The 14,661-nt window shown below is 64.6% G+C and carries 13 protein-coding genes; 4 read left to right on the top strand and 9 right to left on the bottom strand.

All coding sequences use genetic code 11. The features are described 5' to 3' along the window. Window positions 1-240: 240 nt before the first annotated feature. Both FVW27_RS21135 and FVW27_RS14085 read left to right on the top strand, forming a co-directional pair. On the top strand, window positions 241-363 hold the full coding sequence (locus FVW27_RS21135) for a hypothetical protein (protein WP_279586636.1): 123 nt from the start codon (window positions 241-243) through the stop codon (window positions 361-363). Further along, complete coding sequence (locus tag FVW27_RS14085) at window positions 356-625, top strand: EF-hand domain-containing protein (RefSeq protein WP_341806144.1); 270 nt, start codon at window positions 356-358, stop codon at window positions 623-625. The genes FVW27_RS21135 and FVW27_RS14085 overlap by 8 nt, the downstream gene beginning before the upstream one ends. 351 nt (window positions 626-976) lie before the next feature. Here the strand turns inward: FVW27_RS14085 and FVW27_RS14090 are convergent, their stop codons facing one another. After that, window positions 977-2,737: a sensor histidine kinase gene (locus FVW27_RS14090; RefSeq protein WP_167126215.1), complete on the bottom strand. Its 1,761-nt coding sequence runs from the start codon at window positions 2,735-2,737 to the stop codon at window positions 977-979. After that, window positions 2,718-3,545, bottom strand: coding sequence for a response regulator transcription factor (locus FVW27_RS14095; protein ID WP_167126218.1), 828 nt, complete (start codon window positions 3,543-3,545; stop codon window positions 2,718-2,720). Before FVW27_RS14095 ends, FVW27_RS14090 begins: the two co-directional genes overlap by 20 nt. 328 nt (window positions 3,546-3,873) lie before the next feature. On the opposite strand from FVW27_RS14095, the gene FVW27_RS14100 reads away from it, so the two are divergent. Both FVW27_RS14100 and FVW27_RS14105 read left to right on the top strand, forming a co-directional pair. Continuing rightward, a complete protein-coding gene (locus FVW27_RS14100) occupies window positions 3,874-4,431 on the top strand; it encodes an RNA polymerase sigma factor (RefSeq protein ID WP_243838464.1) in 558 nt (185 codons plus the stop codon). Window positions 4,432-4,678: 247 nt separating this feature from the next. Next, the gene (locus FVW27_RS14105) at window positions 4,679-5,566 is read left to right on the top strand and encodes a flagellin N-terminal helical domain-containing protein (RefSeq protein WP_167126224.1); all 888 of its coding nucleotides are present in this window, start codon (window positions 4,679-4,681) and stop codon (window positions 5,564-5,566) included. 274 nt (window positions 5,567-5,840) lie between these two features. Here FVW27_RS14105 and fliD read toward each other — a convergent pair whose 3' ends face one another. The 7 genes from fliD to FVW27_RS14140 all read right to left on the bottom strand — a co-directional run. Then, a complete protein-coding gene (fliD, locus tag FVW27_RS14110) occupies window positions 5,841-7,577 on the bottom strand; it encodes a flagellar filament capping protein FliD (protein WP_167126227.1) in 1,737 nt (578 codons plus the stop codon). A gap of 51 nt (window positions 7,578-7,628) precedes the next feature. After that, complete coding sequence (gene flgL, locus FVW27_RS14115; RefSeq protein WP_167126230.1) at window positions 7,629-9,122, bottom strand: flagellar hook-associated protein FlgL; 1,494 nt, start codon at window positions 9,120-9,122, stop codon at window positions 7,629-7,631. Window positions 9,123-9,158: 36 nt separating this feature from the next. Further along, window positions 9,159-11,231, bottom strand: a complete 2,073-nt coding sequence (gene flgK / locus FVW27_RS14120; protein ID WP_167126233.1) for a flagellar hook-associated protein FlgK — start codon at window positions 11,229-11,231, stop codon at window positions 9,159-9,161. A gap of 158 nt (window positions 11,232-11,389) precedes the next feature. Then, window positions 11,390-12,967, bottom strand: coding sequence for a flagellar hook protein FlgE (locus FVW27_RS14125; RefSeq protein WP_167126237.1), 1,578 nt, complete (start codon window positions 12,965-12,967; stop codon window positions 11,390-11,392). 33 nt (window positions 12,968-13,000) lie between these two features. Beyond that, complete coding sequence (locus tag FVW27_RS14130; protein ID WP_167126240.1) at window positions 13,001-13,672, bottom strand: flagellar hook assembly protein FlgD; 672 nt, start codon at window positions 13,670-13,672, stop codon at window positions 13,001-13,003. Continuing rightward, window positions 13,647-14,015, bottom strand: a complete 369-nt coding sequence (locus tag FVW27_RS14135; protein WP_167126243.1) for a zf-HC2 domain-containing protein — start codon at window positions 14,013-14,015, stop codon at window positions 13,647-13,649. Before FVW27_RS14135 ends, FVW27_RS14130 begins: the two co-directional genes overlap by 26 nt. A 343-nt stretch (window positions 14,016-14,358) precedes the next feature. After that, the coding region (locus FVW27_RS14140) for a DUF2000 domain-containing protein (protein WP_167126246.1) at window positions 14,359-14,661 on the bottom strand (303 nt) is incomplete at its 5' end.

Below are 14,661 nucleotides of genomic sequence, written 5' to 3' on the forward strand. Positions count from 1 at the left end.
CCGGGCGCTGGGCGGCGGCTGGGCCGTGCCGATGGGCGAGGGGCAGGCCGCCGTTTCCGCCCCGGGGCCTGCGCCCCGGTCCGCATCGTCGTCCGCCGGTCCGGACACGTACCCGCAAACATCTCCGAACATGTCCCGGGCAACGTCTCCGGCAACGTCTGGGGGCACCGCATCATAACCAAGACGATCCATGGCGCCCGTGCGGAATCCTTCGCGGTGGCGCCTCCAGGAGTACCTGCAATGAAAGAGTCCCGCATTCCCCTGATCGCCGCCCTGTTCTGCGGCCTGCTGCTGCATACGGAATTCACGGCCATGGCGGCGTATGAAGCCGCCGCCTCTGACGACGCGGCCCCCGGTGGTTGATAGACCGCCTTCGGCCACGCCGGGTGCCGCAACCACACGAAAGGAGCATGCCCGCCGTTTCGAACTGGCCGACCGCGACCATGATGGCAGCCTGACCCGCGAGGAGGCCGCGCATCCCGAAACCGGCCTGCCCGTGGTGTCCCGCGAGTTCACCGCCATCGACGCCAACGGCGACGGCAAGCTGAGCAAGGCCGAACTGCTGCGCTTTGCCCGCGAACGGCGTCAGGCCAATCAGGACAGGCGGACCGGCCAGCCGTCGTGATACGGGTGCGCCCGGCAGACCCGGTTAAGGAAATGGCCGGGCAGTTTCGACCCAGTAAAGAAATGTAAAGGCGTCACCCGGCAAAATTTTCCTGGCTTTGTCCGCCCCGCACCTTGCCGTGCGGGGCGGTTCTGCTTTTTGGCGGCAAGGAGGCTGGCGGCGGGTGCCCCGGGAGCCCGTGTGCGTTGGGCGGGACTGGCGGGACTGGCGGGAGTGGCAGGACGGGGCGTGCTGGAAAGTCCGTGCGCCCGGCCTGGGCATCGCCGTCCGCGTGCGGGGGAAAGAAACCGGCCGGGGATGGGCAGTGGGCCCGCGAAGCCGCCGGACCGAAGGAGAAGGGGGAAAAATCTCCTACGCGGGCAGGCGGATGGTGACCAGCAACCCGCTCTTGGGCAGGTTTTCGGCGGCGATGGTGCCGCCATGCAATTCCACGGCGCGCTGGGCGATGGCCAGGCCAAGTCCGGTGCCCGTACCGCGCGGGGCGTTGCCCGCCCGGAAGAACGGCACGAAGAGCATGGGCAGGTCGGCCTCGGGCACGCCCGGCCCCTGGTCCCGGATGGAAATGACCACCCGGCGCTCCGGCTCGGAACCGTTGTCGGCCCCGGCATTTCCGCAGGCGCCGCAGGTTCTCCGGCAACCGCCGTCGGCGCCACGGTCATCATCGGGCGTCGCTGCACGGTCCGTTTCGCAGGACAGGGCCACGGTCACCTGCGTGTCTGGCGGCGAGAACTTCAGGGCGTTCTGCACCACGTTGTCCACCGCGCCGTACAGCATTTCGCGTATGCCGTGAAAGGACGCGCACGTGACGTCCACGCGCAGTTCCACCCGTTTGCCGTCCGCGCGGGCCTGAAAGTCGGTTTCATCCGTCAGCTGTGTCAGCATGGCTTGCAGGTCGAACCAGGCGGGCGGTTCGTCCTCCTTCTGGCGGTCCAGGTGCCCGGTTGCCAGCAGATGTGCGCTGAGGGTCGAAAGGCGCTCCGCGTCACGGCGGATGCGCTCCAGGAAGCGCTGCGATTCTGGCGAGACGGTGCGCGAGGCCATTTCCAGCGCCAGGGCCACGCGCGACAGGGGCGAGCGCATCTCGTGCGACACGTCGTGCAGCAGGCGACGCTGGGTTTGCAGCAGTTCTTCGGTCCGTTCGGCCATGGTGTTGAAGTCGCGGGCAAGGCGGGCCAGTTCGGTGCCGTGCGTGGCCATATCACCGTTGACGCGGGCTTGCAGGTCGCCCCGGGCAAAGCGTTGCAGCGCGCTGCCCACCTCGCCGATGGGCCTGCTGGTCTGGCGCAGCAGCAGGTGCAGCACACCGCCCGCAAGCACCATGGCCAGAGCCAGGGGCAGCACGAAGGGTGGCAGGGGCATGTCTGGCGGGGTGGGCATGTCCTTGCGCAGGGTGAGCACCCCGTGCCCGCCGTCGGGCAGGTCGATGGGGTCGGCCATCAGGACCACGGGCCGGAAGGTGAACGGCGGTGGAAAGTCGAGTTGGGTGGTGCCGGTGTCGCGCGCGTCCCTGGTCAGTTCGCGTGCTTCTACCTGAATGGCGGCTTCCGTTTCCGGCGATAGCGGGGCGGGCGCTGGGGGGCGCTTTTCGAGTGATGGGGGGGGCGGCATGCGCCCGTCCAGGGTACCCCGCAGGGCCCCCAGAATGCGCTGCTGCCAGGACGGTTGGAACGGCGGTCCCGGTGGAAAGCCGACGGGGCCGCCAATGGGGGCGGGGCCGTCTTCCACATGCAGGGACTGGCCTTTCTGGGCGCCCCCTTCGTCCTGACTACCCCCTTCGTACTTGCCATCCCCTGCATCGGCGCGAAATGGCGGGCCAAAGGGCACCGGCACCACCGGGCCGTTGTCGGCCAGCGGCTGCAACCCGTCGCCAAGCACCACCATGCGCACGCCGCGCTTGCGCAGCGTGTTCAGCAGGGCGTCCAGCTTGTCCGTGCGGCCTTCGGCCAGGTACTCGGCAACGCGGTCGCCCAGCAGGTCCAGCAGCACGGCGTTCATCTCGAAGGGGCCGCGCTTGGGGCGATCTTCCAGCCGGAAACGGACGAAGGTGCCCAGGGTGAAGATGCCGCAGCCGACCAGCAGCAGCACCAGCAGCCTAACCGGCCACGTTCTCATGCCCCGTCCCGAGGCGCGGTTCCGTCGCGTCCTGCCCGCCGAAGGTGGATTCCGTGGGAGAAACGCGGAAGTAGTACCCCGACCCGCGCACCGTGCCCACGCGGGGCTGGCCGTCGTCGCAGGGGCCCAGCTTTTTGCGCAGATTGCTGACGTGCACGTCGATGGAACGGTCGAAGGGCAGGATTTCGCGGCCCAGCACCCCGCGCGAAATGTCCTCGCGCGCGACGGTGGCACCTTCGGCTTCCAGCAACAGCACCAGGATGGCGTATTCCACGGGGGTCAGGGGCAGGGGGGCGCCGTTGCGCAGGGCCGTGCGGGCCGAACGGTCCACGGTAATGCCCCCGAAGGACAGGTTGCGCTTGCGGTATGGCCCCACGCCGCCGATGCAGCCCACGCCGCCCGTGGCCGCGCTGGGCCCTGCGCCCACCATTCCCCCCATTCCCTGAACGCGGGTACGGCGCAGCACGGCGCGCAGGCGCGCCAGCAGTTCGCGTGGCACGAAAGGTTTGGGGACGTAGTCGTCCGCGCCCATCTCCAGCCCCACGATGCGGTCCACGTCGTCGCCGCGCCCGGTCAGCATGAGCACGGGCAGGGCCGAACGGGAGCGGATGGTGCCGAGCACGTCGAAGCCGCTGGCATCGGGCAGGGCCACGTCCAGCAGGGCCGCGTCGTAGTCGCCCGAAAGAGCGCGCGCCAATCCCTGGCCACCCGTGTGGCAGGGTTCAACGGCAAGCCCTTCGGGGGCGAGATATTCGGTCAGTAATGCGCAGAGTTCCTTGTCGTCGTCGATCAACAAGACTCGATCCATGATGTCACCCTCTGGGCGGTGGCACATATTTCCCGGTTGCCGCTTGTGACCGGGTATAATGCAAGAATTGCGCCCGAATGATTTCCGTGAATGTAAAACAATGTAAATCAATGTGTCCGTTACTTTCAAAACACTACCCGTTCTGAACGGACAATGTGGGTGGCCTGGCGTAAGTATGGTGGCAGTCCGCGATGTGCGGGACTTGGCTTTTCCACAATTTCCGGCGTGGTGCATGGACCCGGTTGCCGCAATTCCGGCTCCACAGAACGCACGACTGGAGATGAAGATGGAAGCCAATACAGGAACCACTACGGATATGGCGGCATGCATGACCGGCGACGGAAAGGCATGGCGCCGTTTCGTGTCTGTCTACGCCCCCGTGATCCACAAGGCCGTGCACTACACCCTTCAGTGGAATGGCGGGGATGCCGCAGGGCTGGACGCGCAGGACGTGACGCAGGAGGTGTTCTGCCGTCTGGTGGACAACGGTTTTCACCTGCTGTCCACCTACGACCCCGCCCGGGCGGGCCTGTCCACCTGGCTGAGCGTGGTGGCCAGGTCCACCGCGCTTGATTGTCTGCGTGCGCGGCGTACCGAACGGATGGGGCGGCAGGTTCCCTATACCCCGGAACTGGAAGAGGAACTGGCCGAGCGGTTGTGGGCCGAGGCTCCGGCTTCGGTCCCGGCTTCGATTGCGGACGACCGGGGCATGCTGGACCTGCCCCCCGGGCTGCTGAGCAGACGGCAGGGCACGGTGCTGCGGCTGTTGTTCCAGGATGACCTCGATACCGATGAAGTGGCGCGCACACTGGACATCCATCCCAAGACCGTGCGCAGCCTGAAGCAGAACGCCCTTGCGCGGTTGCGCCATCACTTCTGCCTGTGATGCACGCCGCGCAACGCAAAGGCCCGGAACATTCCGGGCCTTTTCTTTGTGCCAAAGCCAGACGCAGCAGGCAATGCAAAGTAATGCAAAGTTACTGTTATGAATATTAATTGTGTAGATTTGCGAGTGCTTATGAAAATTTGAAAATTAAGAGTGCGGTACAGCGGCGTCGATAAGGTCAACAAGCATGCGCTGCATGCATGGCAGAGGCACACAAGGATAGTGCATTTTTCATGGAGGAAAATTTATGTCTCTCGTCGTCAACAACAACTTTACGGCGCTCACCACGGCCAATACGCTGAACGCAACCTACGGAAAGCTTGAAAAGTCCACCCAGCGACTGTCATCCGGCCTGCGCATAAATTCGGCAGCAGATGATGCAGCCGGTCTTGCCATTCGTGAATTGATGCGTTCCGACATCACGGCGCTGAACCAGGGCGTGCGCAACGCCAACGACGCCATCTCGCTGATCCAGACGGCGGACGGCGCCATGGAAACCATCGACGAAAAGCTCATCCGCATGAAGGAACTGGCGGAACAGGCCGCCACCGGTACCTACAACTCGGACCAGCGCCTGATCATCGATTCGGAATACCAGGCCATGGCCTCGGAAATCACCCGAATCGCCAACGCCACCGACTTCAATGGCATCGCGCTGCTGAACGGCAACCTGTCCAACTCGACCTACGACGGGTCGGGGCTGACCTCCACGGGCCAGTTGCACATCCACTTCGGCTCGGGCAACGACAGCGCGCAGGACTACTACGAAATCCGCATCGGCTCCGTGTCGGCCAAGTCGCTGGGGCTCGGCAACACCGCCAGCGGCAACGGGTCCAGCATTTCCACCCAGCAGGCCGCCCAGGACGCGCTGGAGGCCATCGACAACGCCATCATTTCCAAGGACCAGATCCGCGCCTCGCTGGGCGCCATGCAGAACCGGCTGGAAGCCACCATCACCAACCTCGAGACCCAGTCCGAGAACCTGTCCGCCGCCGAATCGCGCATCTCGGACGTGGACGTCTCCATGGAAATGACCGAGTACACCAAGCAGCAGGTGCTGGCGCAGACCGCCGTGGCCATGCTGTCGCAGGCCAACTCCCTGCCGCAGATGGCGCTTTCGCTGATCGGCGGCTAGCCCGGCCTTTCGGGGAGCGAGCCGGAGCGGGTTGCTGCCCGGCTGCGGAGCAACGGACGGACACACCAACGGCAAGGGGCCGGGCAATATGCCCGGCCCCTTTTGCGTGCGCGGGGAGTGCATTCCGGAACAGCGTGCAACGTTACGGGGAGGCGGATAGGGCAAGTAGGTGAAGCCACGGAACAACACGCAAGGGGAACCGCCCTCGTGGGTCGGTTCCCCTTGCGTGCGCCGGTGCGAGGCAGGCGCGCCTGCCCTCTCTGTTCGACCTGCCCTAGTCGCTGGTCAGCGAGGAAAGCAGCGAATCGATGGTGGACGACAGGTTGTCGTAACTGGTGAGCAGGGTTTCCAGGTTGGAATAGCGGGTGCGCAGGCGGCTTTCCACCAGGTCCAGCCGGTCCTCTTCCTTGGAGATGGATTCGGCCAGTTGGTCCAGCACGTTCTGGTAGCTGTCCTCCATGATCTGGAGGGTGCCTTCGGTGCTGGTCATGTCCTCCAGCGAGTCGACGAGCTGCCCTATCTTTCCCTGCTTCAGGGACACGGTGCCGGAGTATGTGCCGTCCGCCGTGTTGTCCACGGTGATGGCCAGGCCCGATTCGTCCTCTCCCGATGCCCCGGTAAGGGTCCAGCCGGAGATGGAGGCGGCGTTGCCGTTGATGTACGCCTCCACGATTTCGCCGTTTTCGATGCGGTACGAGACGTCGTAGTCCCCGGCCCTGGTGGTGCCCGAAATGGCGCTGTCGAAGGAAAAGTCTTCGGAATCGGTGGTGCCCGTCGCGTCGGCGGACAGCAGATCGGCCACGGCCTCCGGGTCTTCTTCGATGGCCGCTTCCAGGTCGTCGTAGTCGATGACCAGCAGGCCGAAGGTTTCCGAATCCTCGTCGGCGTCGGTGGAGATGCCGATGGTGGACAGGCTGGTGAACAGGTCTCCCGTCTCGGCAGTGGAGTCGTAGTAGGAAAAGCCCACCCCCTTGGTGGCCAGGATGTTCTTCAGGTTGCTCTGGATGAGGTCGAGGCTGGAGTTGCTGGCCAGTACAGACGCCTCGCTGTCCTCGTCATCATCATCGTCGTCGTCGGAATCCGATGCCGTAGCCGTGGAGGTCGTGTCGGACACGGTTCCCTGGTCCTGCAGGTCCATGAGCAGTTGCAGGATGGTGTTGATGCTGCTGACCACGGTCTCTATGGCCTCGACCATGGCGTCGGTGTCCAGTTCCACGGTCACCGTGGCGCCGCTGTCGTCGGTGGTGGACTTGAGTTGCAGGGTCACCCCGTCGATGACGTCGTCGATGGTGTTGGTGCTGCGCTCTATCCATTCGTCGTCGGCGGCGGGAAAGCCGTCCACCTTGATCTGGGCGTTCTGGGCCTGCTGGGTATTGGTGAAGGCGTCCGGACCCATGGCGTCGAAGCCGGTGTCCTCGATGGTCACGGTGTTGTCCGCGCCAAGGTCCATGCCGCGGATTTGCAGGTGGTAGGCGCTGCCCTCGTTGATGACGCTGGCACGCACGTCGTTGTTGTTGCCGCTGGCGTTGTTGATGAGATTGACGAATTCCGAAAGGGTGGTGCCGGCCGGTACGTCGATGGTGTACGTCTCGTCGTTGTAGGTGAACGAGAAGGTCTGGTCGGTGTCGGTGATGGAGGTGTCGGTGGATGCGTATCCGTCGTCGCTGCTCCAGATGTCGTTCTGGGCCAGCTGGTTGATGATCACGTTGTGCGACCCCGCCTCGGCGTCGTTGTCCGCCGAGACGGTCAGGCTGGATTCGTCGGACGAAGTGCCGGACTTGGTGAGGAAGTCGGAGGCGGAGTCGTACTCTTGCAGGGTCTGGTACAGCGTGGTCATCTGGGTTTCCAGATCCTGCACCGCGGCCAGCTTCTCCTCGTACGCGGTCTCCTTCTCGGTCATGCTGTTGTAGCGGTATTCCTCCACCGCCATCTGGGCCTCGATGATCTCGTCCCAGTCGGTGCCGGTGTTCAGGCCGGTGAAGGTGATGGAGCCGGACCAGTAATCGGACATGAGGGCCTCCGTGGCTGCCGGGGGGGCAATGCGGTGCGGGCCGGAACGGGATTAGAGATAATCCAGCAGGCTCAGCTTCATGACGGCGGACTGGGTGCTCAGCACCGCCTCGTAGACGGTGGTCAGTTTGGAAAGCTCGGTGGCCAGCTCGGTGGTGTCGGCGTCCACCACGTTGCTCACGGCATTCTTGGCCGTGGAGGTGAGCAGGGTGTTGGCCGTTTCGATGTGTTCCAGGCGTATTTCGCGCGCCCCGATGTCGCTGGCGGCGGAAAGCATCTTGGCCTGGCCCGCGGTGATGGCCTCCAGGCTTTCGGCGATGCCTTCCTCGTTGTTGGTCTCCAGATAGCCGATGAAGTCGCCGATGGCCTCGAACAGGTCGTCGTCGCCGGTGCCGGTGTAACTTTCGCCATCCGCGCTGTAGAGCCCGCCGAAGACGTCCAGCCCGCAGCTGTTGATGGCGATGCTGGTGGAGGTGGACACCCGCACGTTGAGATCTGTTGCGTCGGACGTGATGGTGAAGGTGTCGCCCGCCGCAAGGGCGTTGCCGCCGCCCGCGGAAAGTTCCAGGGTGCCGCCGGGCACGGTCAGGGTGCCGGTGTCCGAACTCTGCACGTCCGACCAGTTGAGCCCCCCGTCGGTCGAATAGCTGTACGAAACGGGACCGGCCACCGTGGTGTCGCCCTCTATGCGCACCACCACCGAGCTGTCGAAGGTGCCGGTGGGCGTGGCGGTGACATCGGTGTTGCTCTGGGCGGTCACCTGCGCGCCGTCGTCGGCATCGCCGGTGTAGATGGCGGCCGGGCGCACGGTGATGCGCGTTCCCGCGCTGGTGTCGTCATCCGAAACGGCGGTGACGCCGGTGCCGTCCTGCATGTTCACCGTAACCCCGTCGCAGGACAGGGTGGTTTCGCCTGCGGCCAGGGTGGCGTCTGTCCAGGTGTCGCCGCCGTCCGTGGAGTAGCGGTAGGTGATGGCGTCCGTCCCCACGGTGCCGTCGCTGGTGAATTCGACGCTGACGCTCCGGTCCGCCTCGCCGTCCACCGACAGTACCGCGCTGCCCGCGCCCGAGGCCGGGGTGGCGCCGGTTACCGTGGCCCCCAGGCCCAGGGTGTAGGCCGTGCCCCCGGAATCGCGCCCGGCGAAGATGGACTGTCCGTTGTACTGGGTGTTGGCATACGTGATGAGCTGCTCGTACAGCCCCCGCGCCTCTTCGGCGATGGCCTCGCGGTTGGCGTCGGTCAGGGTGCCGGTGGCGGCCTGTTCGGCAAGTTCGATGAGGCTGGTGAGCGCCGTGCTGGCATCGCCCAGGGTGTCGTCCGCCAGCGAAAGCCAGCCCTTGGCCGTGTCCACGTTGCTTTGGTACTGGGTAAGCTGGCTGATCAGCGTGGAATTGGTCAGGGCCACCTCGCTTCCGTACGGGTCGTCCGAGGGGCAGTTGATACGCTGCTGCGTGGCCATCTGGATGGTCGTGCGGTTGATCTCCGATTGCAGCCTGGTCATGTATTTCAGGGAATTGTCGTACGTCATGCTTGTTGAAATGCGCATGGTGAACTCCTGAAGGGGATGGCGGAGCGTGCCCGGCTAATCCCGCAGCGAAAGGATTGTGTCGAACATCTCGTTGGCCACCTGGATGAGCTGTGCGGCCACGCTGTAGGCCTGCTGGTACTTGGTGAGGTTGATCAGTTCCTCGTCGGTGTTCACGCCGGAAAGGGACTGTTGCAGGGTGTCGGCGTTTTCGGCCAACGCGCTGTAGTAGGTGTACTTGCGGGCAGAGGTGTCCACGTCGGTACCCACGTCGCCCACCAGCGCGGCCAGGTGCTCGCTGAGGGTCTGCGAGGTGGATGAGCCGTACGTGTTCAGGGTGACGTCGGTATCGGCCAGCGCGGCAAGATTGTTGGCGCAGGTGGAATCGCCGGAAAGCACCTCGCCCGAGGCGTCCACCACGGCGGCATTGACGCGATTGGGGTCGTTCAGCACCGTGTCGGACACGGCGATGTTTCCCGCGTCGTCGCCCGAGAAGAAGGTGTTGATGCCCAGTGCGGCAAGCAGGCCCGAGGTGTCGCCCGCGAACTGGAACGACATGCCGTCCGCCGCCGCGATGCTGAGCTGCCCGTTGCTGATGCTGGCCTTGAGCTGGCCGGAAAAGGTGGTGTTGATGGCGTCGGCCACGTCTTCCAGGCTGTCGGACGCGGGATCGATGGCGATGGAGGAGAGGGTTTCCACCTCGCCGGTGTCGTCGTCGTACACCGAGATGGACAGGGTGCCCGAGGTCAGCCGGTCGGCGTAGGCAAGGCTGCTGTCGCCGAGTGCTTCCGTGGTGTCGTCCACGGAATTCTCCGCGGTGGCGGACGAGAAGTTGGTCAGCCCCGCGCCCTGGCTGTGCACGTAGTTGACCTGCCAGGCCAGTTCCTCGGACAGGGCGTCCAGTTCGTCCAGATACTCGCCCACGTACTGGTCGCGCGTGGCCAGCAGGCCGGCCAGGCTCCCGCCCGTGAGACGGTTGTTGCTGTCCGATGCGGTGACGTCGATGGGGGTGATGTTCACCTTGCTGGAGGTGGTCTCGTACCAGTACACCCCCGATTTCGCCATGACCGTGAAGTCGTCGCCCACGGCCAGCGTGCCGCCTGCCGTCGCAGCGGAATCCGTTGCCGAACCGAACCAGATGGACACCCCGTCCACGGTCACCTTGTCGTCCGCACCCGATGCCGTGAACAGCAGGGTGTTGCCGTCGTCGTCGGTGAGCCAGGTTTCCCCGCCGTCCAGAGATACCTTGTAGGTGGCGGCGCTGGCGGAACCGTCCGCCGAGCCGGAGGTGACGAATTCAATGGCGATTTCGTTGCTGCTCTCGCCCTCGAAATATATCTGTCCGTCAAAGGTGGAGGCGGATGTCAGCGACGCCGTGGCCTGCGGCCCCTCGTAGGCCAGCGTGTAGGTCACGTCGTTCTGCACCAGCGTCTGCCCCGATGTAGTGTACACGGTGGCCTGTCCGTCGTCGGCGTAGACCACCGAAAGATCGAGATAGGTGGAAAGTTCGCGCAGGGTGGTGGCCTGGCTGTCCAGCAGGGTGGCGTTTTCCGGATCGCTGGCCAACTGCGAGTTGAGCCCGGCCAGGGTGTCCAGCAGGTCGTTGATGTCGTCCACCTGGTTTTCGATCTGGTCGTTCAGGTCGTCCTGCACGGCCTCCAGGCTTTCGCTGGTGGAATTGATGAGCGTGGTCAGCGTTTCGGCGTAGCCGGTCAGTTCGGTGCGCGCGGCTTCGCTTTCCGGGTCGGCGGCCAGGGCATCGAGGCTGGTCCAGAAGGCGTCCAGCGCGGTGGACAGGTCGTAGCCTTCGTCGTCGCTGTCGTCGAACAGCGACTCGATGGACGAGAGCGCGGAGGTGATGGTCTCCCACATGGAAGAATCGGAGCTGTACGACAGGTACTGCGATTCCACGGTGTAGCTGAAGTGCCGGGTGATCTCGGAAACTTCCGCCCCGGAACCGTAGGTGATGCCCCCACTGCTGGTGGTGGGACCCGTGGTGTACTGCACCGTCTGGCGCGAATAGCCCGTCACGTCGGCATTGGAGATGTTGTTGCTGGTGACGGAAATGCCGATCTGGGCGTTGGAAAGCGCGCTGGAGCCGATGTTGAAGATGGAACTGAGCGAGGACATGGCGCGTCCTTACGGATTGGCGGGTTGGCGGGTTGGCGGGCAGGCCCGTGCGTTGCGGGTGGGGGCCCCCCGGCCCCTCCGGACGGAGACGGGCGGTGCCGGGGGGCACGTCGCGAAGCGCGCGGAGTCGACGAACCCCGCGCGCACTGCGCAAGGCGCTAGCGCTTCAGGCCAAGGGCAGTCTGGAGCATTTCGTCAACGGTGGTGATGACCTTGCTGTTGGCCTGGTAGGCGCGCTGCATCACGATGAGGTCGACCATCTCCGTAGAGACGTCCACGTTGGATTCCTCCAGCTTTTCCCCGTAGATGCTGCCATAGATGCCCTGCCCTGCCCGGCCGATGTTGGCCGTGCCCGATTCGCTGGTGGCCGAGTACAGGTTGCCGCCTTCCAGTTGCAGTCCCTGGTCGTTGTCGAAGCTGGCCAGGGCCACGATGAACAGCGCCTGGGTCTGACCGTTGGAGTAGGTGCCGTAGATCACCCCGCCCTCGTCCACGTAGTAGCTGGTCAGGTAGCCGGTGGCGTAGCCGTTCTGGCTGGAGTTGTCGGTGCTGTTGGCCGAATCGTTGCTGGAGGTGCGGTCGGTGTCGTAGGCCGTGGAGGTGAACCCGAACAACAGCGTGCTGTCCGTGCCGATGTCCGCCGCGCTGGTGACGGTGGTGTCCCAGCTGTCGGTGATGGATTTTGCCGACAGGCCGAAGTCCAGCTCTATCTGGATGGCGTCCGCCTCGTCCGTGGTGCTGGCGTTGGCGGAACCGGAAAAGTTGCAGGCGAACACCGGCAGGCCGTCGGTGGAAAGTTCCGCCAGGGTCCAGTTGGAAAGGTCGGTCAGGTCGCCGGTGGCCGTGGAATCGAGCGTGAAGGCCGTTTGCGAGACCAGCGCGCCGGTGGAATCGAAGGTCAGCGTGCCCGCCATCAGCAGCCCGGCGGCGGATGTGCCCGACACGCTCTGGCCGTTGATGGTCCGCACGTCCTCGCTGGGGTCCATGGTGACGATGTATTCCCAGGTGGTGGAACCGGAGGTTCCGTCTTCCACCTGGTCGAAGTACACGGTCAGTTCGTGGGCGGACCCGGCCTCGTCGTACACGGTGATGGTGGTCTGGTACTCGTACTTGGTGGTGCCCAGCGGGTCGTCGGCGCTGCCGTCCCATTCGGTCAGCAGCGAGAAGTACGGGTCGGTGGTGGAGGTGGAGTTGTCCTCGCCGTCCGAGTCCAGGTTCACCACCAGCGAGACGTTGGTGGTGGCGGAGGCGGGCGAGGTGCGGCTTTCCAGTTGGATGTCGCCCAGGGCGCCGGTGGTCTGCGGGTCGCTGGTGGTGGCGGTGTCCGGGTCAACCGCCCAGCCCTGCACCTGGTAGCCTGAGGAGTTCGTCAGGTAACCTTCGTCGTCGAAGGTGAAGTCGCCCGCCCGGGTGTAGAAGATCTGGCCGTCGTTCTGGGGGTCTTCGACGATGAAGTACCCTTCGCCCGCGATGGCCATGTTCATGGCCTCGGAGGTGTCCTGGTACGAACCCTGCGAAAAGTCTGTGGAAATGGCGGAGATGGCGGACCCGTTGCCGATCTGGTCGATGCCGCCGGACGTGGTGATGGAGGAATAGAACACGTCCTCGAACAGCATGGACATGGACTTGTAGCCCGTGGTGCTGGAGTTGGCGAGGTTGTTGCCGATGACGCTGATGGACTCTGCGGTGCTCAGCAGCCCCGAGACGCTGGAATACATGGAGGAGGAAAGGCCCATGGCGTGCTCCTGCGACAGTGCGCGTGTGGGTTGTTATGCGTCGGAGGAGACGACGCTGTAGACGTCCTCGAGGTTCACCGTGCGGCCATCGGACAGGGTGAGCACCGTGGTGCCGTCCTCCACCGAGACGCCGGAAACCGTACCCGCCACCATGGTGGAGACTTCCAGGCTGTCGCCGTCTTCGTCGTAGGCTTCGAACACCACGCTGTAGGTGCCGTTGGACACTTCGGTGCCGGTGTAGTTGGTGCCGTCCCAGCTGAAGGTGTAGGTGCCGCTGTCCGTGGCGCCGAGGGAGACGGAATTGATGATGGTGCCGTCGGAGTCGTAGACGTGCGCGGTAAGGGTTTCCGCGTCCGATTCCAGGGTGAAGGAGACCACGGTGGTGGCATCGTCGGTCTTGGAGATGTCGTCGCCTTCGGCCAGCACGGACTGCCCGATGAAGCTCACGGCGGAATTCAGGCTCATGGCCGTCAGCGAGTCGTAGATGGACGTGGCCGTGTCGTTGAGGGCCGACAACTGCTCCACCGTGGAGAACGAGGCGATCTGGTTGATCATCTCGGTGTTGTCGGCGGGGTTGGTGGGATCCTGATTCTGCAGTTCCGCGATGAGCAGTTGCAGAAAGGCGTCGGAATCCAGCGTGGTCCCGCTGCTGCTGGTGGTTGACGAGGAACTGGTGGCGCTAGCCAAGGATGAGATAGTGGTCATTGCCGTCCTCCAAGCCCTGATCTGTTCCGTTCCCTGCGCCCAGTTCCACGCCCAGTCCCGCTTCGTGCCCATCGGAGAGCTCGGAGAGGGCCAGTGCCGCTTCGATGACCTCGAAAGGTGTCTTCACTTCCGCTGCCTTCAGGATCTTGCGCAGCTCAAGAAGGTCTTCACGGCATGCCCTGCACGACGCAAAATGCGATTCAAGGCGCTTTCGCTCCGCTGATGTGGCAGTTTTCTCCAGGTAGCAGGCAATCATGTTTGCGCCGGGACATGGAGAGTTGTCCGTGCACAGTCCTTCCTCTATGGAATGGAGCACCGTGATGTGGTGCCGTTGCTGTCTCATGAGCTGAACTTCCGTGCTGAGGTGTGAAGGCCCTGTTGTCCGTATGTACGGATTCGGAACCACGAAACGCCCATCAAGAGACGGAAAGAGATGTAAAGGCGACTTTACGGTCGGGGATAACGGAAAGGGCAGGCGGGGCGAAAAGGCAGACCGGTGAGGATGGCGGATGGCGGCGGAGGGCCGTCTGCACCGGACAATCAGGGCAGGACGGGGCCAGCACGGGTCCAGCACGGAACAGGGGCCAGGACGACAGGAGGGCTTGGACGGCACGAGGCGGGCGCGGAAACGACAAAGGGCCGGAACATGTCCGGCCCTTTGCGGTCTATGCGGGGGGATGGGGCTGTCAGCGCAGCATGGGCAGTGCCCCGCACAGGCCGTCCACGGCGCTGCGTTCGCCCACGATGGCAATGCCCACGAAGCAGAGGTTGTCATTGGCGGTGGCGGCCATGCGTTGGGTATAGGCGTCGTAACTGCGCGCGGTGCGCGCCGTGTGGGTAAAGCCCACGCAGTACAGCCCGCGCTCGGCGGCCTTGCGGCGCAGGTCGGGCAGGGCCTCTGGCGCGGCGCGCAGCACGGGGATGGGCAACTGGGTGATGCCGGGGTGCTCGTCCCCGTCGCCGTCGGTGACGGCGGGGCCGACGATTTC

Source organism: Nitratidesulfovibrio liaohensis (genome assembly GCF_011682075.1).
Classification (GTDB): Bacteria; Desulfobacterota; Desulfovibrionia; order Desulfovibrionales; family Desulfovibrionaceae; genus Cupidesulfovibrio; species Cupidesulfovibrio liaohensis.

Coding starts and splice junctions, on each gene's coding strand:
- FVW27_RS21135 (WP_279586636.1), top strand. CDS start 241: ATGAAAGAGTCCCGCATTCCCCTGATCGCCGCCCTGTTCTGCGGCCTG.
- FVW27_RS14090 (WP_167126215.1), bottom strand. CDS start 2,737: ATGAGAACGTGGCCGGTTAGGCTGCTGGTGCTGCTGCTGGTCGGCTGC.
- FVW27_RS14095 (WP_167126218.1), bottom strand. CDS start 3,545: ATGGATCGAGTCTTGTTGATCGACGACGACAAGGAACTCTGCGCATTA.
- FVW27_RS14100 (WP_243838464.1), top strand. CDS start 3,874: ATGACCGGCGACGGAAAGGCATGGCGCCGTTTCGTGTCTGTCTACGCC.
- FVW27_RS14105 (WP_167126224.1), top strand. CDS start 4,679: ATGTCTCTCGTCGTCAACAACAACTTTACGGCGCTCACCACGGCCAAT.
- fliD (WP_167126227.1), bottom strand. CDS start 7,577: ATGTCCGATTACTGGTCCGGCTCCATCACCTTCACCGGCCTGAACACC.
- flgL (WP_167126230.1), bottom strand. CDS start 9,122: ATGCGCATTTCAACAAGCATGACGTACGACAATTCCCTGAAATACATG.
- flgK (WP_167126233.1), bottom strand. CDS start 11,231: ATGTCCTCGCTCAGTTCCATCTTCAACATCGGCTCCAGCGCGCTTTCC.
- FVW27_RS14125 (WP_167126237.1), bottom strand. CDS start 12,967: ATGGGCCTTTCCTCCTCCATGTATTCCAGCGTCTCGGGGCTGCTGAGC.
- FVW27_RS14130 (WP_167126240.1), bottom strand. CDS start 13,672: ATGACCACTATCTCATCCTTGGCTAGCGCCACCAGTTCCTCGTCAACC.
- FVW27_RS14135 (WP_167126243.1), bottom strand. CDS start 14,015: ATGAGACAGCAACGGCACCACATCACGGTGCTCCATTCCATAGAGGAA.